Below are 24,915 nucleotides of genomic sequence, written 5' to 3' on the forward strand. Positions count from 1 at the left end.
TCTCCTGAACATGCTTGGTCTGGCCCAAAGCGCGGAGTTGCTTTCGCTGTCTCCGCCGGGCTGGGGCGGCAATCTGGTACGCGGTCTGCTGAATTCCCTCCAGATCGCCTTTGGCGCCTTTGGCATGGGGCTGGTGATCGGGCTGTTCGGGGCCTATGGAAAACTGTACGGCGGGCCGATCCTTCGCGATCTGCTTGCCGTATATACAACCGTGATCCGGGCCGTTCCGGAGTTGGTTCTGATCCTGATCCTTTATTATCTGGGCAGCGACCTGATCAACAAGGTCTCGGAGGCGATGGGCTATGGCCGCGTCGAGATTTCCGGTGTCGTTGCGGGGATCTGGGTGCTGGGCGTCGTTCAGGGCGCCTATTCCATCGAAGTTTTACGCGGTGCCATTCAGGCGGTGCCGCCTGGGCAGATTGAGGCCGCGCGGGCCTTTGGCATGCCCCCGCTGATGCTGATGCGGCGGGTGACCATTCCGGCCATGATGTCCTTTGCGACGCCGGGTCTGGCCAATCTCTGGCTGATCGCGACCAAGGATACGGCTCTGCTGGCTATCGTCGGCTTCAGCGAATTGACGCTTGAGACGCGTCAGGCCGCTGCAAGTACGCGGGCCTATTTCACCTTTTTCCTCGCAGCAGGTGTGCTTTATCTCATCGTGACGCTGTTTTCACAGGTCATTTTTGGCCGTATCGAGCGATGGGCAAGACGCGGGCAACCCTCGCTCAGAGGGGGTCCACGATGATCGGGCTGCGTGATCTTCTCAAACCGCATCGGATCGTGCTGATCCTTCTTTTTCTGGCCTTTGTCGTTTGGTGCGCTTTGTCGCTGCGCTGGGACTGGCTGCCAAAGTATGCGCCGCTCGCACTGGGAGGGTTATGGCGCACCATCTGGCTGTTGGTCGTCACGACGATACTCGGGTTTCTCCTCGCGATTCCGCTGGGTTTGGCGCAGGCGGTCGGGCCTTGGTATCTGGCGGCACCGGCCCGCGTCTTTTGTACCGTGATCCGTGGCACACCGCTGCTTTTGCAGATCTGGCTTCTGTATTACGGCCTGGGGTCGCTCTTTCCGCAATTCCCGGCGATCCGGCAGAGCGAACTCTGGCCATATCTGCGGCAAGCTTGGCCCTATGCGGTTCTGGCGCTGACGCTGTCCTACGCCGGTTACGAAGGCGAAGTGATGCGGGGTGCCTTTTCCGGCGTCGGTAAGGGACAGCTTGAAGCGGCCAAAGCCTATGGCATGCGTCCGTTTGCGGTGTTCCGACGCATCTGGCTGCCACAGGCTATCCGCAACGTACTGCCTACGCTGGGGGGCGAAACGATCCTGCAGCTCAAGGCGACACCGCTGGTGGCCACGATCACCGTCATCGACATCTACGCGGTTTCTTCCCGTGTCAGGGCCGATACGCTGATCGTCTACGAACCGCTGTTGTTGCTGGCGCTGGTCTATCTTGTGATTGCCGGGATCATCGCCTTTTTCTTCCGGCGGATTGAACAGCAAGTGCCAAGCGCCATTCAGCGTCGATAACCTGCGAAAGCCGCGCGCTTTGCTTGCATTGCGCGGGGCTTTCCTTTCAGTCGCTGGGAGGCGGCACGGGCACCGGTAGCGGGTTGGCTTCCTCGGTCGATGGCTGCGCGGCCGGAGGGGCTGTAGAAGTTTGACCGCTATCGGCAGCGGGTGCCTCTTGCATCGCCTCGACCGGAGGCGTGGTTCCAGCAGCTTCGGGCGATGCTGCCGGGACGTTGGTGGGGGCCGCCGGAGAGCTGTAACCAAGGGCGGCGGCGGTTGCCGGATCGACAACACCGGTCGTGTCCAGCCCGTTGTCGTACTGGAACCATTGCAGCGCCGTTTCCGTCCCGCTGCCAAATATCCCGTCCGCGCCGCCTGTATCATACCCATAGTCGGTGAGCAGCAGTTGCAGGTCACGTACCACTTCGCCGCGCGTCATCGGCGAAGTCAGGGCAAGCCCGATAACGCTTTGGGGTTCCATGGGCGCCGCTGTCTCACCGGGGGGATCGGAAACTATCTCGTAGACCTGCTCATCCTTATAATAGGTCGAGCGGTAGAGCTTGCCGTCGCATTCATAGAGCGTTTCACCACTGTCCGAGACCTTGTTGCAATCGTTATCCGGCAGCGACGAGACAAAGGCCATCGTTCCACCGACCATCGCGGCGGTAAAGAACCATCCCCAGCCATCGTTGTAATGATAGTCGCCCCAGTAGTTATGAGGTGGGCGGTAGTAGGGCGGTGGCACATAGGGTGGGCGCCAGCCGGGCGGATGATGGTGCGGCGGGTGCCAGCCCGGTGGGCGCGGACGGTTGGCTATGGGAGGTCGGTTGCCGGGAGGACGCGGGCGCGCACCGGGAGGGCGGTTGCCCGGCGGGCGTACCGCTATCGGTGGGCGGTTGCCGCCCGGGCGTGTAACCGGTGGCCGATTGCCGGGCCGGTTCGAGGTAATCGGGCGGTTGCCCGGCGGTTTGGCAATCGGCGGACGGTTCCCGGGTGGCTTCAGCCCCTGCGGCTTGTTCGCGGGGCGTGCAAGGTTGCCACCGGGCGCAATTCCGGGCCGCGTGGCGGGTTTCGCTGCTGGTCGTGTCGATGGCCGGTTGGGGAGCTTGATCGCTGGTTTGCTGGCAGGACGTTGTACAGACGGGCGAGGTCGGGGCGCACTTGCACCGGCTCTCGCGGGGCGGGTTTTCGCGCCTCCGCTCCTTTTCGGCACGCCATGAAATCCGCCCGCGCGGCCATTGCCCCGCGCCTCGGCGCGATCAAGGCTGAAGTCGAACCGGATGACGGCTTCGGGAGAGGTCATGAAGGCCAGTTGAAATGACAGCACCCCCACGAGTAACCGTTTCATCACTGATCCTCCCGATTTGCATCCGCCTCGGGATCATCCGATGGCAGGCTGTCGGCCTGACCGAGGAACTCAGTGCTGACCTTGGGCCAGACCATGCGGTCACTGTTTTCGCCCGGGACGTATTGGAAACTCCCGGTTTCCACCTTGGGCGCAAAATCCCAGTCCATGAAATAGGCCCGGTACTGTGGCCAACCCTGCGCATAAGGGTCCGTGCCGACGATCATCATCAAGACCGGAAGTTCCGGGTCGGTGGATATCCATATCTGCCAGTCCCGCTCGTAGCTCGCGAAGGCAAGGTGATGAGCGGGATGACCTGCAATCGAGGTCGTGCCCAGATAGGCTGCGGCGCTTGCGTCGCGCAGTAAGGCTGCGCCCGGATCGACGCTCATGATCTCCCAGATCGGCAGGTGCAGATCGTATTCAAGCGCGATGCGATCGACCAGCGCGTCAAAATCGCCATCGAATGGCGCCATGACATAGGCATCCTCTTCGACATCGGCGATCACCACCGTGGACCCGTCAAAGAAATATTCGCGCGAGTCCTCTCCGGTCTGCGAGAAAGAATAGAACCCCTCGTCACGCGACATCAGGTTTGAACCGCTGCGGGTAAAAGTCAGCTTTTCCCGTCCGTCGATGACGTCGTCGTAGGATACGAACCAGTCAAAGGAAAACACGGGCTGCGCCGCGAGAAAGTCGGCGGCACTTGTCAAAAGTTCCACGGCTTGCGGATCTATCGGCGGTTCCGCTTCCTGCGCATCGGTCTGCGCCCAAACGGCCTGTGCAAGGAGAATGCTGGTGATTACGGCAAGGGGTCGAAATGGCGACACGGTAGAGATTACTCCGTCATCGGCTCTCGCATTAAAGCGCGGGAAAAATCGATTCGTGTCAAAAGGTTAACACAACCCTAAATTGAAGTCTCCAATTGTGGTGATCTTCAGAGGTTGCGAGGGTGCGCGTGGTAACATGCCACGTCTATCGATCTGCTCAGCGTTAAGGGCGCAGCACACGCATGATATGATCCGCGGCTTTTTCTGTGCCAAGATCCGACTTCATTCGGGCCGATATGTCGGCAAGACGGGCGTGTATCTCCTGATCGGAAAAGAGCGTAGTCATGGCGGTCGCCAATTCCGCATCTTCCCATTTCGAGCGGTTCATATGGATGCCCGTGGCGGTTTCCGCAGCCCGAGCCGCGTTATCGTGCCCATCCCAGCAATAGGGCATGACCAGCGAAGGAACGCCAAAGTACAGCGCCTCGCAGAAGCTGTTGTTGCCGCCGTGATGGATAAAGAGATCGGCCTGCTCGACAATCGAAGGTTGCGGGAACCAGCTGCCGAGGTACACGTTGTCGGGCACTTTGGTGTAGTATTCGAGAAATCCGCCGACATTCACGAAGAACCGGGCCGGGATCGCAGAAAAGACCGAAATCATGCGGCTTATCAGATCGGTGTCAATTGCGCCGAGGCTTCCGAAACTGACATAGACAAGCGGGCCATCGTTGACTGGCAGGGGCGGCGTGTCAAAGCGCGCTTCTTCTCTGACGCAGCCTTCGAGGAAAACGAAGAGGTCATCGGGCAGCGGATTTGCGCGGTCGTACCTCACTGCCGATGGCGAAAGAAGAAGGTTCAGATAGGGCGAGGTTTCAAGAAACAGCCCGTCCTCGACAGCTGGCAGGCCACGTTTCTTTCGGAAACTGTTGTATCGCCGATGCGCCGCCGCCGTGGTTCTCAGATATTCTTCGTGAAATGGCGCGCAAGCCGGATCGCTGGCGGTCAGGCCGGACAGGTAGGGCGGCACGTTGACGTCTGGCAATTCTGTTTCAGCGCAGGATACAACCCTGATCCAAGGCACGCCCGCGTTCGCGATGGCTGGGAACATGATGACATTGTCAAGCACGATGCCATCGGGCTGGATGCGCTTCAGCAGTCTTTGTAGGCCGTCTTCGGCCTGAATCGCGGTGTCGACAATCGCTTCCCAAGTCGGGGCGACATAGGTCGTCAACTGCGCCTTAGGGTCGAGATCGAAGTGCTCCAGGTGGGTAGTCACGAAGGATTGCCAGGTTTCTTCGGTCTGCTGGCTCGTCGCCGCGCCCTGCGTCAGGTGGTATTCCTTGAACCCGTATTCGGCAAAAACACCGGTGAAACCCGGGTGACAGATGAACACCGGCACGGCACCGGATCGCTGCAACTGTTGCGCGATGCCGACGCAATTCAACGCAGAGCCAAAGCTTGCTTCGGGGAAAAAGGCGATTACCGGCGCTTCGCTCATCTCAGCGCTCCGCGTCCCAAAGGCATGATACCCCTATTGGCCGCTTTGGGCCGACGGATCTGGGATCGGCGCAGGTGTAACACCATCTGATCGGCAGCAAGATCCAGTTGCATCCGCTCAAGACTGTCCAGAATGTCGAGGTGTTCTTCTAGTGACTGACGCAGGCGGTATTCCGGCAGGGCCATGTCTTTTTGGGTCGTCTGGCGAAGTCTTTGATGCGCCAGAAGCGCGCCGCGAACGAACCTGTTCCCAGAGCTTTCCGCGATAAACGCGTGAAAGTCGCAGTCGAGCTTCAGAAAGCCTGCCGAACTCATCCGACCGTTGGGCCGATCAAGGAAATCCTGCATCTGTTGGCGCACAAGTCCGACCTTCTGGCTGTCCATCGAAAATCCCGGAGCCAGGATGGCCTGCGGTTCCAGCATCAGCCGGAAGTCGAGACTTTCGCCGATTGCATTGGGGGTATCAAGCATCGGCTGGAAAGCCCATGTCCGACCAGGCAATTGTGCAACTATCCCTTCCGATGTCAGTATTTTTAGAGCATTTAGTACCGCCGAGCGCGGAACCGAATAACGCCGCACGAAAGCGCTGACAGATTGAACATCTCCGATGCGGCGTTCTGCCCGATCAGACAGTATTCTTGCCGCCAGAGAATCTTCGACCTCTCCAATCTGCGACGGTTGTTCCGCAAGCCCCTGTTCTGGCCCTACAACAAGAAAGAAACCTTCTTCCTCGCGTCTTGTGACAATTTCTTTATTTTCCAGTATCTTGAGGGCTGATCGGATGGGCGTTCGAGAAACGCCGCAGGCCTCCGAGAACACCTTTTCCGGCAGGTGATCGCCCGCACTCATACCCTTTTCAAGAGCGACCTCAATAATCTGACGGGCAAGCAGCAGGTGGTTGCGTCTCGTGTTGCTGCGGGTCCGGGGCATGGCTTGGTCTCTTGTCCGGGGATTTTATAAGCAATTTCGGTTCGTCCGGCATCCATTTGTAAAAGGACAGCAAATACAAATTGACGTTTTTTTGGACGTATTAATACTGACCCTATCGTGATCGGTAAGAATCGCAAGACTAAATCGGCCGGACCATCAGGAACCGGCGCTGACAATAAAACGACATGGAGGTCTGTTAATGACACAACGTATTATCGGTGCCGGCCTGTGCCTGAGCGCCGCGCTGGCCACTCTCGGCTCTACCGCATTTGCCGAGCCGCTGACGGTTTCAAACTGGGATGGTTACATGGCAGCGGACGCCATCGACAATTTCAACGAGGCAACCGGCAACGAAGCTGAACTGGTTCTGCACGCCACCAACGAAGAGATCATGGGCAAGCTGATCGCCTCGGGCGGAGAGGGATATGATGTTGTATTCGTATCTTCGCCTTTCGCCGAAGTGCTGAGCAAGCTGGGCCTTGCCGAAGAGCTCGACCATTCCAAGCTGCCCAACCTTTCGAACCTGTACGCCGAGGCAACCGAACTGCCGCATGATCCGGGTAACAGTTTCTCGGTGCCTTACGCATGGGGCACGACGGGGCTTTGCTATCGTTCCGATCTCGTTTCTGAGCCGACGTCGTGGAATGATCTGCTGAAACCGTCTGACGACGTTTCCGGCAAGACGACCATGCTGGCAACCGACCGCTGGTTGCTGGCTGCGGGTCAGCTTGCGCTTGGTTATTCGGTGAACGAAACCGATGCCGACAAGATGGCGGAGGTGCGCGATCTTCTCATCGACGCCAAGGGCACGCTGCTCGCCTATGATGACACGACGTTCTACGCCAAGCTGGTATCCGGCGAGGCCGAGTTGGTGCAGGCATGGGACGGATGGTGCAACTACGGCATCGCCGAAAATGCCGAGATCAAGTACACCATCCCCGAAGAAGGTTCGGACCTCTGGGTCGATACGATGGTAATCATGAAGGCGTCCGAGAACAAGGATGCGGCCTATGACTTTGTCGATTACATCCTCGACGCGGACAACCATCGCTGGGCCGCCGAGAATATTCTCTACAAAGTGCCCAATCAGGCGGCGATGGAAGGTCTCGACGCCAGCCTGATCGAAACATTCCCCAACATGGGCATGAAACCTGCCGACATGATGGAATACGAACAGCTGCGCGACGTAGGTGAAGCCCAGCGTGACTACTCGCGCGTCGTGTCCGAAATCAAGGCTGCCAACTAAGCCTTTGACTCCCCCGGCCGTATCGTGCCGGGGGAGCCATCCCCTCCAATTCGAACTGACCGCAGAACCGGGCACACCCGGGAATGACAGGACCCATGACCACAGACCGAAGACCCATATTGCTGATGTCCCCGGCCCTGCTGTGGCTGTTCGGCCTAATGGTGGTGCCCTGCCTGCTAATCCTCGTGCTCGCCTTCTTCCGGCGCGGGATGTACGGCGGTATCGAATATACCTTTACGCTCGAAAACATTGCGCTGGTTTTCGACCCGCTCTATGCCCAAATCTTCCTAAAATCCGCGTGGATCGCCGGACTGGCCGCCGGGATCGCCTCTATCCTCGGATACGCGGCTGCCTATGCCATCGCGGCCATGCCGCGCCATCGTCAGTCGGCCCTGCTGTTCTTCGCCGTACTGCCGTTCTGGTCCAACTATCTTGTGCGGACCTACGCGTGGATCGTGCTGCTGAACCGCGAAGGATTGATCGTCAACCTTGCCCGATGGGTCGGGTTCGAAGGTGAATTGCCCAGCATGCTCTATACTGAACAGGCCGTGGTGATCGGTTTGATCTATAACTACCTGCCGTTCGTGATCCTCAGCTGCTACGCACCTCTGTCCCGGCTGAACCCGGAAATTTCCGAGGCGTCGCGCGATCTTGGCGCTTCGGGCTGGACCACGTTCCGACGCGTCGTTTTGCCGATGACCGTGCCGGGCATCGCAACGGGTTTTGTCTTTGTCTTCGTTTTGTCGATCGGGAATTTCGTCACCCCGGCGCTGCTGGGCGGCGGACAGTTCCAGATGATCGGCAACCTCGTTTATGCGCAATTCCTGACAGCGAATGACTGGCCGTTCGGCGCCGCTCTTTCGATGGTTCTGATAATGGTCATGCTAGGGCTTTTGATGGCACAGGCGACGGTTTCTGACCGTGCCTCGGGCGGAAAGGCAGGCGACAATGGCTGACCGGAACACCTTTCGCCTGATGCTGCTGATCCTCGGGCTGGTTTTTGCCTTTCTCTACCTGCCGATCTCGGTGCTGGTCGGGCTTTCCTTCAACGAAGGTGGTCTGCCAACCGCATGGACCGGCTTTTCGGTGAAATGGTATGGCGAGTTGCTGGCCAACAAGGACATCCTTCGGGCCGCCGGTAACACCTTGATCGTGGCAATTTTCTCGACCCTCCTGTCAACGATCCTTGGCAGCTTGCTGGCTGTCGGCGTCGAGATACGCCGCCGCAACGGCAAATGGCTGGAAACCATGATTTTCGCGCCGATGATCATCCCCGACATTGTACTTGCCATCGCGTTGCTCAGCTTTTTCTCACTGCTTGGCGTGAAGATGGGGCTGCATACAATCATCGTGAGCCACGTGGTGTTCAACCTTGCGTTCGTCAGCGCGGTGGTCCGCGCCCGGTTGAAAAGCTTCGACTGGTCCATTGTCGAGGCGTCCAATGATCTTGGCGCGACGACCGCGACGACGATGCGCCGGGTTGTTCTGCCGGTGCTGATGCCCGCGATCCTTGCGGGTGCGCTTCTCGCCTTCACCCTGTCGGTCGATGAATTCATTATCGCCTTTTTCACAGCCGGGGCAGGGCGGTCTTCGATCACGCTCCCGATGCAGATTTTTTCGATGATCCGATTTGGCGTGACCCCTGAAATTAATGCGCTGGCAACAGTGGTGATGGCGGTTTCCGTCGTCGCGCTGGCCCTGTCGCAACGGCTCAACCGCGGAGGTCTGCCGGGACAATGACCACTCCTCTTCTTTCACTTCGGGATATCAAGAAAAACTTCGGCTCGGCGCAGGCGGTGGCCGGGGTCACGATGGACATCCATCGCAACGAGTTCTTTGCGCTTCTTGGCGCATCTGGCAGCGGCAAGACGACCCTTTTGCGCATGCTGGCCGGTTTCGAAGCACCAAGCGGCGGTGATATTCTGCTTGAAGGCGCGTCGATCGCCGCGATGCCACCGAACAAGCGACCGGTGAATCTGATGTTCCAGTCCTATGCGCTTTTCCCGCATATGACCGTAGCGCAGAACATCGCCTATGGGCTGGAAATGGATCGGCTTGCCAAGGCCGAGATTAAATCCCGCGTATCGGAAATTCTTGAGGTTATCCAGCTGGGCCATCTGGGCGGGCGCAAACCTGATCAGCTTTCCGGCGGGCAACGTCAGCGGGTGGCCCTTGCGCGCGCGCTGGTGAAACGGCCCAAGGTCCTGCTGCTCGACGAACCGCTCGGTGCGCTGGACAAGAAGCTGCGCAGCGAGATGCAGCTTGAACTCAAGCGGCTTCAGCATGAGTTCGGCATTACCTTTATCGTCGTGACCCATGACCAGGAAGAAGCGCTGGTCATGGCCGACCGCGTCGCCATCATGAAGGATGGGGCACTGCTTCAGGTCGGGACGCCGCGCGAGATTTATGAATACCCCGAAACCCGCTTTGCGGCGGATTTCATCGGGGTCATGAATTTCCTGCCGGTGTCGGTGGCATCCGGCGGGTATCAGGGCAAGGAGGGGCCGCTGATCCGCGCCGCCGACGCGCCCGAACTGGCCGGGGGAAGCGCGGCTGTCGCCGCCATCCGACCGGAACGTCTGGGTGTCGAAACCCAAGGCGAAAACAGCCTCGCGGGCGAGATCACGGATATCGCCTATCACGGGCTGGATCTGCTTTTGCATGTCAAAACGCCCCTTGCCGAAACACCGGTCATTTCACGCCTGACGGCTGATGTGGCCGAACGGCTTTCGCCCCAAGTCGGGCAGAGGATCACGCTGGGCTGGTCTGCCCGGGACACACGCATTTTCCCTGCATAAAACACAGCGCCGCAAACGGTGCCTTTCCAACAGGAGAACACATGGAACAGAAGACTTTCGCCCTTTTCCCCGAAGCCGCCTTTGGACCGGCGCTCAACTCTGTTGGTATCGCTCAGGCCCTGACCGCGATGGGTCACAAGGTGGTATTCCTGTCGGATCCGGGTTTCGTCGAAGTCTACGAAGGCTACGGTTTCGAAGCGCATCCTGTTGCGCTCTCCGAGCCGATGCCCCCCGAGCAAATGGCAAAGTTCTGGGAAGACTTCATCAACGGCCACATCCCTAACTTCCGCAAGGAGCCGATCGACCAGATCGACAACTACGTCAAGGAATGCTGGGAAGCGATCGTCGACAGCGCCAAGTGGGCGCAAAAGGATCTGCCGGGCGTGCTCGACAAGATCAAACCGGACGTGATCGCGGTCGATAACGTGATCCTCTTCCCGGCGATCAAGCAATATGGTGTGCCTTGGGTGCGGATCATTTCCTGCTCCGAGAACGAAATCGAAGACCCTGCCATTCCGCCGCACCTGTCAGGCATGGCCGAGAACGACACCGAAGGCCACGCGGCGTTCCGCGCCCGTTTCGAAGAAGTCATCAAGCCGATCCACGACGATTTCAACGCCTTCCTCGCCGAATGCGGCGAAGACGCCTACAAGATCGGTGAGTTCTTCGAGGCCTCGCCCTACCTGAACCTGATGCTCTATCCCGAGCCGCTGACCTACAAGCGGGACAATCCGCTCGATCCGGCGCGTTTCCAATACCTCGAAGGCTGCGTGCGCGAAGATGCGCCTTATGAGGTGCCAGAGTTCAAAGCCAACAATGATGGCCCGTTGCTCTACGTGTCCTTCGGCTCGCTCGGTTCCGGCGATACCGACCTGCTCAAGCGGTTGATCACCCTGATCGGCAAGACCCGCTATCGGGCGCTGGTGAATGTTGGGGACTACAAGGACGAATATTCCGATATTCCGCCCAACGTCATCATCGACAGCTGGTATCCGCAGCCATCGGTCATCCCGCAGGTCGATGCCGTCATCCATCACGGTGGCAACAACTCGTTCACCGAATGCCTCTACTTCGGCAAGCCCGCGATCATCATGCCCTATGTCTGGGACGGCCATGACAATGCGATGCGCGTGCAGGAAACCGGCTATGGGTTCAAATCGCACCGCTATGACTGGGAAGACGAGGAGCTGATCGCCAAACTCGAAACTTGCCTGACCGATCCCGACATGAAGGCGCGGCTCGAAAAGATCTCGACCCATATGCAAGGGTGCGAAGGCCCGGTTAAGGCCGCACGCCTGCTGACCGGCCTGCTGGACGGTGACAAATGACGGACTTAAACGCCTCGGCCCCTCATATTCACGAGGCCTGCACTTATGACGACCTTGTGGATTGGGGCCCCCAGCCCGACGCGCTTGAGGGCGCGTCGCACTCCACTGGGCGGCTATTGTACAAAGGGCCGAACAACAGCCCTGAATCCGGGATCTGGGTCTGCACGCCCGGTCGCTGGCGCATCTCTGTCCCGCGCGACGAATTCTGCCATTTCGTTTCGGGGCGGGCGCAGTACCGCTCTGACGATGGCGAGGTCATCTACGTGACGGCGGGAACCTGCGTCCTCTTTACGGCCGGATGGGAAGGCGAAGCCGAGATCTTCGAGACCATCCGCAACATTTACATGCTCAGCTAAGGAAGCGATGCGATGAAAACGCCTGTGATGAACAAACCTCTCGAGGTCACGGATACCGTCGACTGGGGCGTGATCCCGACGATGATCGAAGGTGAATCCCGCACCAGCGGCAAGGTTCTGCACAAAGGGCCGGATGGCCAGTCGGAATGCGGCTTGTGGATCTGCACGCCCGGCAAATGGGAATGCCACGTGACCAAGGACGAATTCTGCCATTTCCTTGAAGGACGTTGTACTTATGTCCATGAGAGTGGCGACGTTATCGAGATCACGCCGGATACTGCGGCCTTTTTCCCGCAGGACTGGAAGGGCGTCTGCACGGTCCATGAGACCGTCAAAAAGGTCTACATGATCCGATGAACCTCGCTCTGGCCCCTTTACAGCTGGAACCGCCTGTCGCGACTTTTCTGGCGCGGCATGGACATGCCCGGGCAAGCATTGCTGCGCTGCCGGGTGATGCCTCGGCGCGCCGTTATCTGCGGCTTAAAGGGGCCGAGCTACTGCTTATGGAAGATCGCACCGATCCAGTCGGGTTCGCGGCCTTCCTGCGCATCGCGCGGCATCTGAATACGCTGGGTCTAAGCGCTCCGCGCGTGATCGGGGCGGACCCGGCAGTCGGTCTTGCCCTGATCGAAGATTTCGGCCTGACGACCTACAGCGCCCAACTGGCGCGCGGCGTTGACGAGGAAAAGCTCTATCGTCTTGCCACGGATGCGCTTCTGCATCTGCACGGGCACCCTTTGGCCGCCGATGTTACCGCACCTGAATACGATCTCGCGACCCTGCTGGACGAGCTTTCTATCTTTTCCCAATGGTTCCTTGGGGCGCTAAGGCCGGATGAGGACGTGGCTGGTTTCGATCAAGAATTCCGGACGCTCTGGGCCAAGGCGCTCGAGCCGCTGAAAAACGCTCCGCAAACCCTCGTTCTGCGTGATTTTCACGTGGATAACTTGATGGAACTTGAAGGGCGCGGAGGTATTCAACGCTGCGGTCTGCTCGACTTTCAGGACGCGGTTCTCGGCCCTGCGGAATACGATCTGGTGTCCCTCCTGCAGGACGCACGCCGCGATCTTTCCAATGGGATCGAAGCGAAAATGCTGGCGCATTACATCGAACGTGCTCTGGAACAGGCGGATGGCGCTGACACGATCGCCCATCGCTATCATTTGCTGGGCGCGCAGCGTCACACGCGGATCGCCGGAGTGTTCATGCGACTCGCAAAGCGTGACGGAAAGCCCGGTTATCTCACTTTCATGCCGCGCGTCCTGCGCCAGATGCAGGCGGCTTTCGCTGCGGCGCAACTGCACGAAATAAAACAACTTATCGACAAGACAATCCCCGAATGGCGCGATGCCGGTGCGGCGATTGCCAAGCATACCTAAGGATACCAGATGTCTGATTTGAACATCGCCCGTTACTTTCTTTTGCCCGGTTTCCGCAAGAGCCGGGGCAGGACGCATGAAGTGATCGACCCCGCGACGTTGGAACCCGTTGGCACCCGCGTAGAGGTGACGGGTGATGAAATGCAAACGGTTCTCGAGGCTGTCACCAAAGCACAGGCTGGATGGAAAATGGTCGATGCGAAATCGCGGGCCAAGCATCTTCACGATCTGGCCAACCGAATCGAGAATGCCGACCTTACCGAATGTTCGATCATCATGAGCCGGGAAATGGGCAAGCCATATCCCGAAGCCATCGGGGAACTGGCCAATTGCGCGCCCATCTTCCGCTATTACGCCGAAATGGCCCGGGACGAGGCAGGCAAGATCGCCGGTACGACGCAGCTCGGCTCTTTCCAGTTCGCCAAATACGAACCGCTTGGCGTATCGGTCCATATCATGCCGTTCAATTTCCCCGTCCTGCTGATGTGCTGGACCGTTGCCGCATCGCTTGCAGCCGGAAATGGCTGCGTTATCAAACCGGCCGAAGCGACAACCTTGTCGACCCTGGAGTTCATGAAAGTTTTCGAGGGGCTGCCTGAAGGTCTCGTCGCGTGTCTTCCGGGCGGTGCCGAGGTTGGCAAAGCACTGGTGGAGAGTCCGATGACCCATGCGGTGGCCTTTACCGGTTCGGTCAAGGCCGGACAGGCCGTGGCCGCCGCTGCCGCCGCCAAGATGAAACCGGCGGTCATTGAGGCTGGTGGATCCGATCCGATGATTATCACCGCGTACGCACCCATCGAGGTCGCCGCCGCCGGTGCGGTGACCGGCGCGTTCCACATGTCCGGGCAGGTCTGTACCTCGACCGAACGCATGTATGTGGTCGACAGCGTGCATGACGATTTCGTCAATGCCTTCGCAGCCGAAACGGCCCGGCTGAGGATAGGTAACGGGTTGGACAAATCCGAAATAGGTCCGCTGGTCAGCAAGGCAGCCCGTGAGAAGGTCGAACGCCTCGTCGCCGATGCCGTCGCTAAAGGCGCGACCGTGGTTTGCGGCGGTCGCGTTCCCCCGGCACAGACCAAAGGCTGGTTTTACGAACCCACTATCCTGACCGATTGCACCGATGACATGGATATTTTGCACGAGGAATGCTTTGGCCCGGTTGCTGCCATCGTCCGCGTGCCCGATTTCGACGCAGCAATCGAGGGTGCGAACAATTCTGAGTTCGGGCTTGGCGCTTCGGTCTTCACGATCTCGCTGGAGGAAGCACACGAAGCGCATGAAAGGCTCGATTCCGGAATGGTCTGGATTAACAACCCGATGATCGACAATGACGCATTGCCCTTTGGCGGCTGGAAGAGCTCCGGCATAGGGCGTGAGCTTGGGCGGCAGGGGCTCGACGCTTTCCGCCGGTCCAAGATGGTCATCATGGATCATAAGCCGGTGCGCCAGGACTGGTGGTATCCGTATCCGGATGACTGGTTCCTGGAAGCTGGCGGGCGGAAACTTTCGTAAGAGAGGTTAGAGCATGAAGATCACAGAGCTTTATATCGACGGTTCCTTTGCCGCGCCTGTCGCCGGCGGCAGTTTTGACGCCGTGAACCCCGCAACCGAAGAGGTCTTTGCGCATATCGCGGCAGGGCAGGCGGAGGACGTCGACAAGGCCGTGCGTGCCGCGCGGCGCGCTTTCGACGAAGGACCATGGCCGCGCATGCCTGCAGCCGAGCGAGCCGCGGCGCTGCGCCGGATCTCGAAGGGCATATCGGATCGCCTTGCCGAGATTTCCGCTTTGGAGACAGCCGACAACGGCAAGCCGCTCCCCGAGGCGGAATGGGACATCGGCGATGCCGCTTTCGTATTCGAATATTACGCCGATCTCGCTGAGACCGACGCGGCCAACGGCCCGACCCCGGTCGACGTAGGTGATGCGCGGTTTGAAAGCACCGTCAGCACCGAACCGCTCGGGGTCGTGGGCGCAATCACGCCGTGGAATTTCCCGCTTCTTATGGCGGTCTGGAAAGTCGCGCCCGCGCTCGCGGCGGGCTGCTGCATCGTTCTGAAACCGTCCGAACATTGCTCCGTGACCTGCGCGATCCTTGCAGAAATCATCGATGCCGCAGATCTTCCTGCAGGTGTTTTCAACCTGATCACAGGCACGGGCCCAGAGGCCGGGCAGGCGTTGACGGATCATCCGCTGGTGGACAAGCTGGCCTTTACTGGTTCGGTTGCCACCGGTCGCAAGGTGATGACAGCAGCGGCGGCGGGCATCCGCACCGTTTCGCTGGAGCTTGGTGGCAAATCGCCCTTTATCGTCTTTGACGACTGTGACATCGACAAGGCGGTCGAATGGATCGTTTTCGGGATATTCTGGAACAAGGGCGAGGTCTGCTCGGCCACGTCCCGCGTGCTGGTTCAAAAGAACCTTTATCCGCAACTGATGGCACGCCTGACCGAGGTCACGGAAGCAATCAAGATCGGCGCGGGCGACGAAGACGGCGTCAAGCTGGGACCGATCGTGAACAAGCTTCAATACGACAAGGTCATGGCGGCAATCGACTCCGGTAAGTCCAGCGGTGCAAAGCTGGTAACCGGTGGCGGGCGTCCCGATGGGATGAACACCGGGTATTTCATCGCGCCGACGATCTTTGCCGATGTGCCGACCGATGCGGAAATCTGGCGCGAAGAGATTTTCGGCCCGGTCGTCTGCATCAACGCCTTTGATACCGAGGAAGACGCCCTGACACTGGCCAATGACAGTGCCTATGGGCTTGCCGGTGCGGTGATGTCGGATGATCTCGATCGCTGCGAACGTGTCGCGGCGAAGCTGCGGGCAGGGATCATCTGGATCAACTGCTCACAGCCGACTTTCACGCAGGTGCCGTGGGGCGGGTATAAGTCATCGGGCATTGGACGCGAACTGGGCACGGCCGGTTTTGCCGCCTTCCGCGAGACCAAGCAGATCACCCGGTTTGACCATTCCGAAAGCTGGGGCTGGTATATCGAACCGGAATCTGCCGAATGACGCAGGAACAACCGATTGCCGCCGTCGTTCTGGCAGCGGGCAAGGGCACGCGGATGAAATCCGATCTTCACAAGGTTCTGCACCCGCTGGCCGGGCGCCCTATGCTGGCACATTTGCTTGAAAGCCTCGACGCGCTGGGCGCTACACGATCAGTTCTGGTCGTCGGGGCGGAACGCGAACAGATCCGCGCCGCCTTTCCCGATCTCGAAACCGTGGTGCAGGATCCGCAACTGGGAACCGGGCATGCGGTGCTCATGGCCGAGCCGGCGCTGAACGGTTTTGCCGGTGTCGTTCTGGTCCTTTACGGCGACGTCCCGCTGGTCACCGCGACAACCATGCGGCGGCTGGCCGAGGCCGTGCAGGGCGGCGATGCGCTTGCCGTGCTTGGGTTCCGTCCGGAAGATACCCGCAGCTACGGTCGCCTTCTCACGGATGCGGAGGGACGGCTTGAGCGCATAGTCGAACATGCGGATGCAAGCCCGGAAGAACGGGAAATCGATCTTTGCAATTCCGGCATCTTGGCCGCACGGTCGGAGTTGTTGTTTCCCTTGCTGACGCAGGTTGGTAACGACAATGGCAAAGGCGAATATTACCTCACCGACATTGTTGCTCTGGCGCGGGCGGAGTCGCACGGTATCGCCGTCGTTGAAACTCAGCCCGACGAGGTCGCCGGCGTGAACTCGCTCGAAGAATTGGCCGAGCTTGAAAATCGTTTTGAGGCCGCCCGGTGAGAACGTCATGGAAGTAAAAGAGAAACTTGCAGGAGCGGTCACGACCCCGTTCTGGTTGTCCACGGTCGAGCAAGGCCCGGCCTGCCCGGCGCTGAGCGGCAGCGTCGATTGCGACCTGGCCGTGATCGGCGGCGGCTTTACCGGGTTGTGGAGCGCGCTCAAGGCCCGGGAGCGCGATCCGGGTGCGCGTATCGTCCTTGTCGAGGCCGCGCGCTGCGGCGGTGAGGCATCTGGCCGAAACGGTGGCTTTTGCGCTCCTTCAATCTCGCATGGTGTGTCCAACGCGCTCAATCGCTGGCCCGACGAAGCCGAAAGACTGATCCGGCTCGGACGGGAAAATCTCGACGAGCTTGCCCGTGATCTGGATGACTATCAAATTGACGGCGGGTTCGAGCGCAGCGGCAAGCTGAACATCGCGGCCACGCCCTGGCAGGCGGACGGGCTGAAATCCATGGCCCGGAACTATGACCGGTTCGGAATTGAGTATAGTTTGCTCGAAGGCGACGCCCTGCGTGAGAGATTTGACAGCCCTGTCTATAGCACGGGCCTTTTCGAGCCGAACTACGCGCTCGTGAATCCGGCCATGTTGGTCGCGGGGCTGCGCGACTGCTGTATCAACCGAGGCGTAATGCTTCACGAGAATACGCCGGTGACAGCCCTGAAACAGGAGAGCGGCGGGATCAGCCTGCAAACCGCAGGGTGGCAGATCCGTGCTTCAAAGGTTATCCTCGCCACCAACGCGGCCGTGCCGCTTATCCGGCGTCTGCGGCCGACGATCATCCCGATCTTTGACTACTCACTGGTGACCGAACCGCTGAGTGACGCTCAGTTGGCCGGGATCGGCTGGACCGGCCGCTACGGTGTTGCCGATAGCGGCAACCAGTTCCACTACCTGCGCAAGACAGCGGATAACCGGATGCTCTGGGCCGGCTTCGATGCGATCTATCACTATGGCAGCAGCCGCGAACGAAATCTGTTGTACCGTGAAGAGACGTTCGACCTGCTGGCGCGCCAGTTTGCCGAGGCTTTCCCTTCCCTGTCGGACGTGAATTTCGCCTATGCTTGGGGTGGCATCATTGACACCTCGGCCCGGTCGACCTTTTTCACCGGTACCGCCTGTGGTGGACGCGTCGCCTATGCGCTTGGCTTCACGGGGCAGGGCGTATCCGCGAGCCGTTTCGCAGGCCTGACCATGCTGGATCTGCTGGAAGGCGTGGAAACCGAACGCACCAGCCTCTCGATGCATCGCCGGATGCCGGTACCTTTCCCGCCCGAGCCGTTCCGTAGTCTTGCGGTCAGCATGATGCAAAAGCGGCTGGCCAAGGAAGACGCGACCGGCAAGCGCGCCATGCTGCTACGCGGATTTGATGCCTTTGGCATCGGCTTTGATTCATAAGGACACCTGAATACCATGCCCGCCAACGTAATCGCATTCGACACGGCAACCGCCCCGCGCGAAACCGTTACCGACGACCCGGCTGCCGTCGATACACCCTATACCAGCAAGAGCTGGCGCTGTTTCGAGGCGACGGAAAAGGGAGCGATCAGCGGCATCTGGGAGGCCGGCCCGCATCTGGAACGCTGCACCTGCGACTATGACGAGATGTGTCACATCCTCGAGGGGAAGGTTCGTCTGACGGATGCCGACGGTCAATCTGAGGAATTCGGACCGGGGGACAGCTTTGTCGTGGCTGCCGGGTTCTCGGGGACATGGGAAAACCTGACCCATGTCCGCAAAGTGTTCTTCATCCTGAGCTGACGGGACCACCAGTTCTGTCTCTACCATGCGAGAACGCGTCTTTTCGGGGCAAATAGTACGTACTCCGCGCATCCTCTGGCAAGTGCACAGGCCCCTAGCCGGTATCCTAAGCGCAACTGTCCCGAACCCAGTCCCAATAAGTTTGCGCGGCGCGTTTCGTCAGTGGCCCGGGTTTGCCATCGCCGATCACATGCCCGTCGATTTTGGTTACAGGGGTAATCCCGCCAAGCGTGCCGGTCACAAAAACCTCATCTGCGGAATAGGTCTGGGCCAGCGTAAAATCTCTCATATGGGCCGCGCCGATCTCTTGGCCCCAGAGGTCGAAAACATGCTGACGCGTGATTCCGTTGAAGGAATAGAGCCCCGGCGAGGTCCAGAGTTCGCCCTTGCGGATGATGAAGAAGTTGGTGGAGTTGCAGCTTGCTACCATGCCGCGCTGGTCGAGCATCAGTGCTTCGTCCGCGCCCGCAGCAATGGCCTGTATCAGCGCCTGAATCAGGTTCAGACGGCTGTGCGAGTTAAGACGCAGATCGAACACGTCGGGTGTCGAGCACCGATAGGTCGCGGTGAACAGCGACAACCCGGTTTCTGCAAAGCTTGCGCGTGGCTTCTTGAGCTCGGCCACGATCACCACCGTCGCGGATGAGGCCATGAAACGCGGGTCCTGATTGGGCGTGGTCTTGCGGCCGCGCGTGATCATCAGTCGGATATGTGTGTTGTCGGTGAACCCATTCTTGTCACAGGTGTCCATAATCGCCTGTACGACCTCTTCGCGGGTCATCCCGATATCCATCGAGATCGCCTTGGCGCCCTCGAATAGCCGGTCCATATGCAGGTCGATGGACAGCAGCTTCCCGTTGACCAGCCGGACACCTTCCCAGATGCCGTCACCAAGCACAAAGCCGGCATCGAAGACGGAGACGCTGGCCTTGTCACGGTGCACGAAATCGCCGTTCACATATACAAGCACATCTTCATTGCGGGGATCGCCGTCATAGGCCTGTGCGCTGGAAGCGGAAGTCATTATTGTCCCTTTCTCAGAGGTATTTCAAAGATAGAATTCGGAGAAACGCAGTAAAAGCGCAGTTTTTCTCTTTTTTCGCGGATAGCGGAATACCTGTTCGGCTGCGCCGGTCCCATATGCCTCGCCGTCATAGAGATAGATGACATAGGGGGCAAAGCGGTAGGGAAAGCCGAATTGATGCGTCACGAGAAGCAAGGAGCGCACTCATTGATCGAATGCAAAAGTTTTCTCGACTTGCTCCCGGCGGTCCAATTGACTGATAGCAGGTTGATCTCCATCAGGTCAGTGTACAGCGCCGTCCCCATGATACGAAGATCATTCTTCGGGGTAAGAGCTTGATATTGTCAGGATTCTGAGCTGGTAGATGGCGATTGCCAAGTGAGATGGCTAAATGAAAAACCTTTGGACAATGAGCACAACGGGCAGCCAGGCCTGGCCAACTCTCGGGCCTGCCGAACATGAAATCGAGCACTGCCCGTCAGTGAAGCAGGCGGCCAAGTCCCCTTTTCGGCGGCCACGCTGGTCGCGATAAGGTGCGCATATCTATTGCCACGATTGTTTGCTCGACGTCCCTGCGCCGCGTTGCGCGATTTACTCAAGGCGAACAGGTTCTGGAACGCTCGTGTCACGTGCACCAGTAGATAATCGAGATGATTACGCAAGATCGCATAGACGACGCCTGATGTATTCTTCGGGATAATATTCAGAACCGCAAGAACCGGTTCATGCAAAGCCTGACGAGGGCGGACGCCCAGAGATGATTACGGATCCGGATTGCACGGCTGGCGCTATTGGCCGCGTTTGCAGCCCATTGGAACCGCGAGCACCGCTCGGTTCGCAATTGTCATAGCAATCTCGCTGGCAAGACCTTCTTGCAGCCGATGAAACTGATAGGCATCAAACGGCACACATCTGTGTTCCATAGCAGCGCAAATCCAAAGTGCAAACGAACGAAAAACGGCATACTTCGTGCTTGGGAGATTGGCGGTAAAGGCGAGCCTACACTGTGGACAATCGCATTACGGCCAAGGCGCGCTTGGCCGGTGAATTTGACTTCGAGCTTGACCCCCAAACCTCATTGGAATATCTCGGGCAGCGCAGAGCGGGCGTTGTGTAGTGGTAAGACCTTAGCCTTCCAAGCTAATGACGCGGGTTCGATTCCCGCCGCCCGCTCCAGAAAATCTCTTATGAAACTGTTGTTCTGCCGTTATGCGCTGCGGTTGTTGCCGTGCTGTGCCGACGACTCTTTGACGGCAAATCATTTTTCTGTGCATCGGCGCAGGATTCATGTGCTTTCCTCGGCATGGCGGGATGAAACCTAGGCCCCACATCATGGGTTGAGTGTCTTTGAAAAGGAGCATCCTATGAGCACCGTGAAACTTGTCATCCCATTCTATACGACCTACGGCACTAACCATCAGATGGCGCAGATCGCAGAGGAAGCCGCAAAAGAAGCTGGCGCCGAAACCCGGCTGCGTCGCTTCGCTGAAACCGCGCCTGACGAGGTGGTTAACGGTCAGGATGCGTGGAAAGAGCAGCTTGAAAAGATGCAGGGCATTCCCGAAGTGTCTCATGATGACATGAAATGGGCGAACGCCTATCTGATCTCCGTGCCCACGCGTTATGGCAATATGCCAAGCCAGGCGGCGGCGTTTATCGACACCCTTGGGCCGCTTTGGCAAAACGGTGATCTCGCAAACAAAGCTTTCAGCGCGATGACCTCGACCAGCACGATGCACGGCGGGCGTGAGACCACGTTGCAGGCGATGTACGTTATGGCGATGCACTGGGGTTCGGTCCTTGTTGCGCCGGGTTACACTGGTGAAATCATGTTCGAAACCGGTATGCCCTACGGCATTGCGCCGACCGGTGGCGACATCAAAGATGCCGAGAAAAAAGCCATTCAGCATCAAGCCAAGCGCCTTGTGAAGATGGCCGCCAAACTGGCCGCCTGATCGGTCAAGTGTGTGCGAAATGTCGTGGTTTCCCGCGACGTTTCATTTAAGGGCTTTCCTCACTGGACCGGGTATTAATGCGTTGTCTAGATACGCGCATGCCCGGTCCTACGCTGCCCCCGTTTGAAAGTGATCATCGCCTGCCCGAAAGGGTCGATGTCGTCGTTATTGGCGGCGGCATCATTGGCGCATCAACTGCCCTTGAACTTGCCGAGAGCGGGGTTTCCGTTCTCTTGTGCGAAAAGGGTCAGATTGGTGGAGAACAATCCAGCCGTAACTGGGGCTGGGTCCGCATGGCCCAGCGTGACCGGCGCGAAATTCCACTCATGCTCGAGGCGATTCGTCAGTGGGAGAGCTTCGAGACCCGGCTGAAGGACAAGACCGGCTATACAAAATCCGGTATCTTGTTCACCTCGTCTACCGCCAAGAGCATGGCGGAAAACGAAAACTGGGCGAAACACCTCGACAGTTACGACTTCGAGCACCGGTTGGTATCCGGTCGGGAGCTGGATGACATGCTGCCCGGCCATCGCATGAAGCTGAAAGGCGCGCTGTACACGCCCACGGACGGGCGGGCCGAGCCGCAATGGGCGGCTCCTGCGATCGCCGAAGGCGCGCGCGCGGCGGGTGCGACGGTCATCACGAGTTGCGCCGTGCGCAGCCTCGACCTTGAGGCTGGAAAAGTTGCGGGTGTGATCACCGAAAAGGGCAGGGTCAAATGCGGCGCGGTGGTTCTGGCCGGGGGCGCCTGGTCGCGGCTCTTTGCTGGCAATGCCGGGATCGGTCTGCCGCAGCTCAAGGTGCTGAACACCGTGCTTCGTACGACGGTGGTGGACGGGCCGACGACATCGCTCTGGACAGACAGCGTGTCGATGCGCAAACGGGTCGACGGCGGGTATACGATTGCCACCGGCACGCAGAACGTTGTCGATCTTGTGCCAGACAGTTTTCGCCTGGCCTGGGCGTTCCTGCCCGCGTTCCGCGCCGAGTGGCGGTCTCTGCGCTTTCGCCTGTCGGATCGCTGGCGGACAGAGTCGGCGCAGTTGCGGCGTTGGCGGCCGGATCAGCAGACCGCTTTCGAAGAATGTCGCGTGCTTGATCCGGCCCCGTCCCAGCGCCTTTTACGCAAGGCATGGGCGGATGCGCAGCGTCTTTTCCCGGTATTCGAAAAGGCCGATATCGTGCAAAGCTGGGCAGGCATGATCGACGTGACGCCGGACGCCGTTCCGGTGATTTCGCAAGTGGACGCCATCCCGGGTTTTCACATCGCGACCGGCTTTTCCGGCCATGGCTTTGGTATCGGTCCGGGGGCAGGGCGGTTGATGGCCGATCTGGTCACCGGTCGGACACCGGTTGTCGATCCAGGCGACTTCCGTCTCAGCCGGTTCAGCGATGGCAGCAAAATCACCCTCGACAGCGGCTATTGAGCCCGTCTCGGGGCTTCTCCAACTGGACAAAGCGTATCTTGTGTGACAAGTCAGCGCCCTGACTGGAGACGCTTATGACCACCACCCGTTTTGCCCCGTCGCCCACGGGCTATATCCATATTGGCAACCTGCGCACGGCGCTGATGAACTTTCTCATCGCGCGACAGTCGGGTGGCGAATTCATTCTGCGGATCGACGATACCGACCCGGTGCGCTCCAAGGAGGAATATGTCGAGGCGATCAAGGAAGACCTGACCTGGCTGGGCCTCCACTGGGACCGGATAGAGCGCCAGTCACTGCGGCTTGACCGCTATGCCGAGGCCGCCGACAAGTTGCGCGATATGGGGCGGTTCTACGAGGCGTTCGAGACGCCGACCGAACTGGACCTGAAGCGCAAGAAGCAGCTGAACATGGGCAAGCCGCCGGTCTACGACCGTGCCGCGCTGAGCCTGAGCGATGCAGAAAAGGATGCCCTGCGCGCCGAACGTGGCGACGGGGTCTGGCGTTTCAAACTCGATCAGGAACGGATCGAGTGGAAGGACGGCATCTTGGGCGACATTTCCATCGATGCGGCCAGCGTATCCGACCCGGTTCTGATCCGGGGTGACGGTCAGGTGCTTTACACGCTTGCGTCCGTTGTCGATGACACGGAAATGGGTGTGACCAACGTTGTGCGCGGCTCGGACCACGTAACCAACACCGCCACACAGATCCAGATCATCAATGCGCTGGGGGGCAACGTCCCGGAATTCGCGCATCACTCACTGCTGACCGGGCCTCAGGGGGAATCCCTGTCCAAGCGGCTCGGAACCTTGTCACTTCGTGATCTCCGGGCCAAGGGCGTCGAGCCGATGGCACTGCTAAGCCTGATGGCGCGTCTCGGCTCTGCCGATCCGGTCGAATTGCAGACTCAGATGGCGCAGTTGATCGATGGTTTCGACATTTCGCGCTTTGGCGCGGCGCCGACCAAGTTCGACGAGGCGGATCTCTATCCGCTGACGGCACATTACCTGCAGTCGCTGCCGCTCGAGGCGGTGCGAGATCGCGTTGATGCGCTCGGCGTGCCAGCAGACCTGGCCGAACCCTTCTGGTTGATGGCGCGGGACAATATCACCACGCTGGAAGACCTTGGCGGCTGGTGGGCGCTGTGCCGAGACGGGGCGGAACCGCTAATCGCGCCGGAGGACGAGGAATTCGTGGCGCAGGCCATGTCGATGCTGCCCGCGATGCCATTCGATGAATCCAGCTGGAGCACTTGGACCGGGACGGTCAAGGATGCCACCGGGCGCAAGGGCAAGGGGCTATTCATGCCGCTGCGCAAGGCGCTGACAGGGCAGGAACGCGGGCCTGAAATGGCAGCGCTCATGCCGCTTTTGCAGGTGGTTCGGGGCCGCTAACGAACGACGTGCACCGCGCAGGAGGCGTGGCGCACGACCTGCGTAGCCGTCGATCCCATGATGACTTCCTGCATACCGGGACGATGCGATGCGATGATGATCAGATCAGGGTTGTGCTCGCTGGTCCAGTCAAGAATGCTGCGCCCCGAGTGACCCTCGATCACTTCGCCAACCGCGTTCGGCAAGGCGGCGGCCATCTCGTTCAGTTGCGCCTCGATCGCCTTGCGCGTTTCGTTGGCGTAATCGGGGGGCATATAGGAAATCGCATAGGCTGGAACATGTTCGATCACATGCAACAGCGTTATCCGAGCGTCGGGTGTCGCAAGCATCCGGGCCAGTTTCAATGGCGCGGTCGTGTCATGGTCGGTGTCGAAAGCGATCGGAACAAGAATATTGTGATACATGGGCGACCTACCTTTCCTGATCTTCACGGCGATCTTGA

The 24,915-nt window shown here is 59.3% G+C and carries 25 protein-coding genes and 1 tRNA gene; 19 read left to right on the forward strand and 7 right to left on the reverse strand.

The genetic code is table 11. The features are described 5' to 3' along the window. Positions 1 to 10: 10 nt before the first annotated feature. A complete protein-coding gene (locus ACU0FH_RS06425) occupies positions 11 to 745 on the forward strand; it encodes an ABC transporter permease (RefSeq protein WP_446194158.1) in 735 nt (244 codons plus the stop codon). Then, positions 742 to 1,527 (forward strand): ABC transporter permease, encoded by a 786-nt coding sequence (locus tag ACU0FH_RS06430; RefSeq protein ID WP_446193866.1) that lies wholly within the window; start codon positions 742 to 744, stop codon positions 1,525 to 1,527. Before ACU0FH_RS06425 ends, ACU0FH_RS06430 begins: the two co-directional genes overlap by 4 nt. A 46-nt stretch (positions 1,528 to 1,573) precedes the next feature. Here ACU0FH_RS06430 and ACU0FH_RS06435 read toward each other — a convergent pair whose 3' ends face one another. From ACU0FH_RS06435 to ACU0FH_RS06450, 4 genes are all read right to left on the reverse strand, one after another. After that, complete coding sequence (locus tag ACU0FH_RS06435) at positions 1,574 to 2,857, reverse strand: peptidoglycan-binding protein (RefSeq protein ID WP_446193867.1); 1,284 nt, start codon at positions 2,855 to 2,857, stop codon at positions 1,574 to 1,576. Beyond that, positions 2,857 to 3,684 (reverse strand): DUF2092 domain-containing protein, encoded by an 828-nt coding sequence (locus tag ACU0FH_RS06440; RefSeq protein WP_446193868.1) that lies wholly within the window; start codon positions 3,682 to 3,684, stop codon positions 2,857 to 2,859. Before ACU0FH_RS06440 ends, ACU0FH_RS06435 begins: the two co-directional genes overlap by 1 nt. 163 nt (positions 3,685 to 3,847) lie before the next feature. Further along, complete coding sequence (locus ACU0FH_RS06445; RefSeq protein WP_446193869.1) at positions 3,848 to 5,122, reverse strand: glycosyltransferase; 1,275 nt, start codon at positions 5,120 to 5,122, stop codon at positions 3,848 to 3,850. Further along, positions 5,119 to 6,051: a GntR family transcriptional regulator gene (locus ACU0FH_RS06450; RefSeq protein WP_446193870.1), complete on the reverse strand. Its 933-nt coding sequence runs from the start codon at positions 6,049 to 6,051 to the stop codon at positions 5,119 to 5,121. The genes ACU0FH_RS06445 and ACU0FH_RS06450 overlap by 4 nt, the downstream gene beginning before the upstream one ends. Before the next feature lie 199 nt (positions 6,052 to 6,250). Between ACU0FH_RS06450 and ACU0FH_RS06455 the strand changes: the two genes are divergently transcribed. The 13 genes from ACU0FH_RS06455 to ACU0FH_RS06515 all read left to right on the forward strand — a co-directional run bounded on the left by ACU0FH_RS06455 (position 6,251) and on the right by ACU0FH_RS06515 (position 18,670). Further along, complete coding sequence (locus ACU0FH_RS06455; protein WP_446193871.1) at positions 6,251 to 7,297, forward strand: polyamine ABC transporter substrate-binding protein; 1,047 nt, start codon at positions 6,251 to 6,253, stop codon at positions 7,295 to 7,297. Positions 7,298 to 7,392: 95 nt separating this feature from the next. Continuing rightward, positions 7,393 to 8,253: an ABC transporter permease gene (locus tag ACU0FH_RS06460; protein ID WP_446193872.1), complete on the forward strand. Its 861-nt coding sequence runs from the start codon at positions 7,393 to 7,395 to the stop codon at positions 8,251 to 8,253. Next, a complete protein-coding gene (locus ACU0FH_RS06465; RefSeq protein WP_238370818.1) occupies positions 8,246 to 9,037 on the forward strand; it encodes an ABC transporter permease in 792 nt (263 codons plus the stop codon). The genes ACU0FH_RS06460 and ACU0FH_RS06465 overlap by 8 nt, the downstream gene beginning before the upstream one ends. Then, positions 9,034 to 10,095, forward strand: a complete 1,062-nt coding sequence (locus ACU0FH_RS06470) for an ABC transporter ATP-binding protein (RefSeq protein WP_446193873.1) — start codon at positions 9,034 to 9,036, stop codon at positions 10,093 to 10,095. Before ACU0FH_RS06465 ends, ACU0FH_RS06470 begins: the two co-directional genes overlap by 4 nt. Before the next feature lie 41 nt (positions 10,096 to 10,136). Further along, a complete protein-coding gene (locus tag ACU0FH_RS06475) occupies positions 10,137 to 11,423 on the forward strand; it encodes a glycosyltransferase (RefSeq protein ID WP_446193874.1) in 1,287 nt (428 codons plus the stop codon). Next, positions 11,420 to 11,779: a cupin domain-containing protein gene (locus ACU0FH_RS06480; RefSeq protein WP_446193875.1), complete on the forward strand. Its 360-nt coding sequence runs from the start codon at positions 11,420 to 11,422 to the stop codon at positions 11,777 to 11,779. Before ACU0FH_RS06475 ends, ACU0FH_RS06480 begins: the two co-directional genes overlap by 4 nt. A 12-nt stretch (positions 11,780 to 11,791) precedes the next feature. Continuing rightward, positions 11,792 to 12,136 (forward strand): cupin domain-containing protein, encoded by a 345-nt coding sequence (locus ACU0FH_RS06485; protein WP_088632030.1) that lies wholly within the window; start codon positions 11,792 to 11,794, stop codon positions 12,134 to 12,136. Next, the gene (locus ACU0FH_RS06490) at positions 12,133 to 13,158 is read left to right on the forward strand and encodes an aminoglycoside phosphotransferase family protein (protein ID WP_446193876.1); all 1,026 of its coding nucleotides are present in this window, start codon (positions 12,133 to 12,135) and stop codon (positions 13,156 to 13,158) included. The genes ACU0FH_RS06485 and ACU0FH_RS06490 overlap by 4 nt, the downstream gene beginning before the upstream one ends. Before the next feature lie 9 nt (positions 13,159 to 13,167). Next, entirely contained in the window at positions 13,168 to 14,673 is a 1,506-nt protein-coding gene (locus tag ACU0FH_RS06495) for an aldehyde dehydrogenase family protein (RefSeq protein ID WP_446193877.1), read from the forward strand. Positions 14,674 to 14,686: 13 nt separating this feature from the next. After that, positions 14,687 to 16,180: an aldehyde dehydrogenase family protein gene (locus ACU0FH_RS06500; protein ID WP_446193878.1), complete on the forward strand. Its 1,494-nt coding sequence runs from the start codon at positions 14,687 to 14,689 to the stop codon at positions 16,178 to 16,180. Next, complete coding sequence (locus ACU0FH_RS06505; protein ID WP_446193879.1) at positions 16,177 to 16,911, forward strand: NTP transferase domain-containing protein; 735 nt, start codon at positions 16,177 to 16,179, stop codon at positions 16,909 to 16,911. The genes ACU0FH_RS06500 and ACU0FH_RS06505 overlap by 4 nt, the downstream gene beginning before the upstream one ends. Before the next feature lie 7 nt (positions 16,912 to 16,918). Beyond that, positions 16,919 to 18,307 carry an NAD(P)/FAD-dependent oxidoreductase gene (locus ACU0FH_RS06510; protein WP_446193880.1) on the forward strand — a complete coding sequence of 463 codons (1,389 nt, stop codon included), beginning with the start codon at positions 16,919 to 16,921 and terminating at the stop codon, positions 18,305 to 18,307. A 15-nt stretch (positions 18,308 to 18,322) separates the two neighbouring features. Further along, positions 18,323 to 18,670 (forward strand): cupin domain-containing protein, encoded by a 348-nt coding sequence (locus ACU0FH_RS06515; protein WP_446193881.1) that lies wholly within the window; start codon positions 18,323 to 18,325, stop codon positions 18,668 to 18,670. Between the two features lie 106 nt (positions 18,671 to 18,776). Here ACU0FH_RS06515 and ACU0FH_RS06520 read toward each other — a convergent pair whose 3' ends face one another. After that, positions 18,777 to 19,694, reverse strand: coding sequence for an aminotransferase class IV (locus ACU0FH_RS06520; protein ID WP_446193882.1), 918 nt, complete (start codon positions 19,692 to 19,694; stop codon positions 18,777 to 18,779). 24 nt (positions 19,695 to 19,718) lie between these two features. Continuing rightward, positions 19,719 to 19,889, reverse strand: a complete 171-nt coding sequence (locus ACU0FH_RS06525; RefSeq protein WP_446193883.1) for a hypothetical protein — start codon at positions 19,887 to 19,889, stop codon at positions 19,719 to 19,721. Positions 19,890 to 20,796: 907 nt separating this feature from the next. Between ACU0FH_RS06525 and ACU0FH_RS06530 the strand changes: the two genes are divergently transcribed. The 4 genes from ACU0FH_RS06530 to gltX all read left to right on the forward strand — a co-directional run bounded on the left by ACU0FH_RS06530 (position 20,797) and on the right by gltX (position 24,473). Continuing rightward, a tRNA-Gly gene (locus ACU0FH_RS06530) sits at positions 20,797 to 20,870 on the forward strand. Between the two features lie 188 nt (positions 20,871 to 21,058). After that, positions 21,059 to 21,649 (forward strand): flavodoxin family protein, encoded by a 591-nt coding sequence (locus ACU0FH_RS06535; RefSeq protein WP_446193884.1) that lies wholly within the window; start codon positions 21,059 to 21,061, stop codon positions 21,647 to 21,649. A 98-nt stretch (positions 21,650 to 21,747) separates the two neighbouring features. Then, entirely contained in the window at positions 21,748 to 23,076 is a 1,329-nt protein-coding gene (locus ACU0FH_RS06540) for an NAD(P)/FAD-dependent oxidoreductase (protein WP_446193885.1), read from the forward strand. Between the two features lie 74 nt (positions 23,077 to 23,150). Next, the gene (gene gltX / locus ACU0FH_RS06545; RefSeq protein WP_446193886.1) at positions 23,151 to 24,473 is read left to right on the forward strand and encodes a glutamate--tRNA ligase; all 1,323 of its coding nucleotides are present in this window, start codon (positions 23,151 to 23,153) and stop codon (positions 24,471 to 24,473) included. Here gltX and ACU0FH_RS06550 read toward each other — a convergent pair. Further along, entirely contained in the window at positions 24,470 to 24,877 is a 408-nt protein-coding gene (locus ACU0FH_RS06550) for a universal stress protein (RefSeq protein WP_446193887.1), read from the reverse strand. The genes gltX and ACU0FH_RS06550 overlap by 4 nt on opposite strands. Positions 24,878 to 24,915 lie beyond the last annotated feature (38 nt).

Source organism: Heliomarina sp., assembly GCF_052826185.1.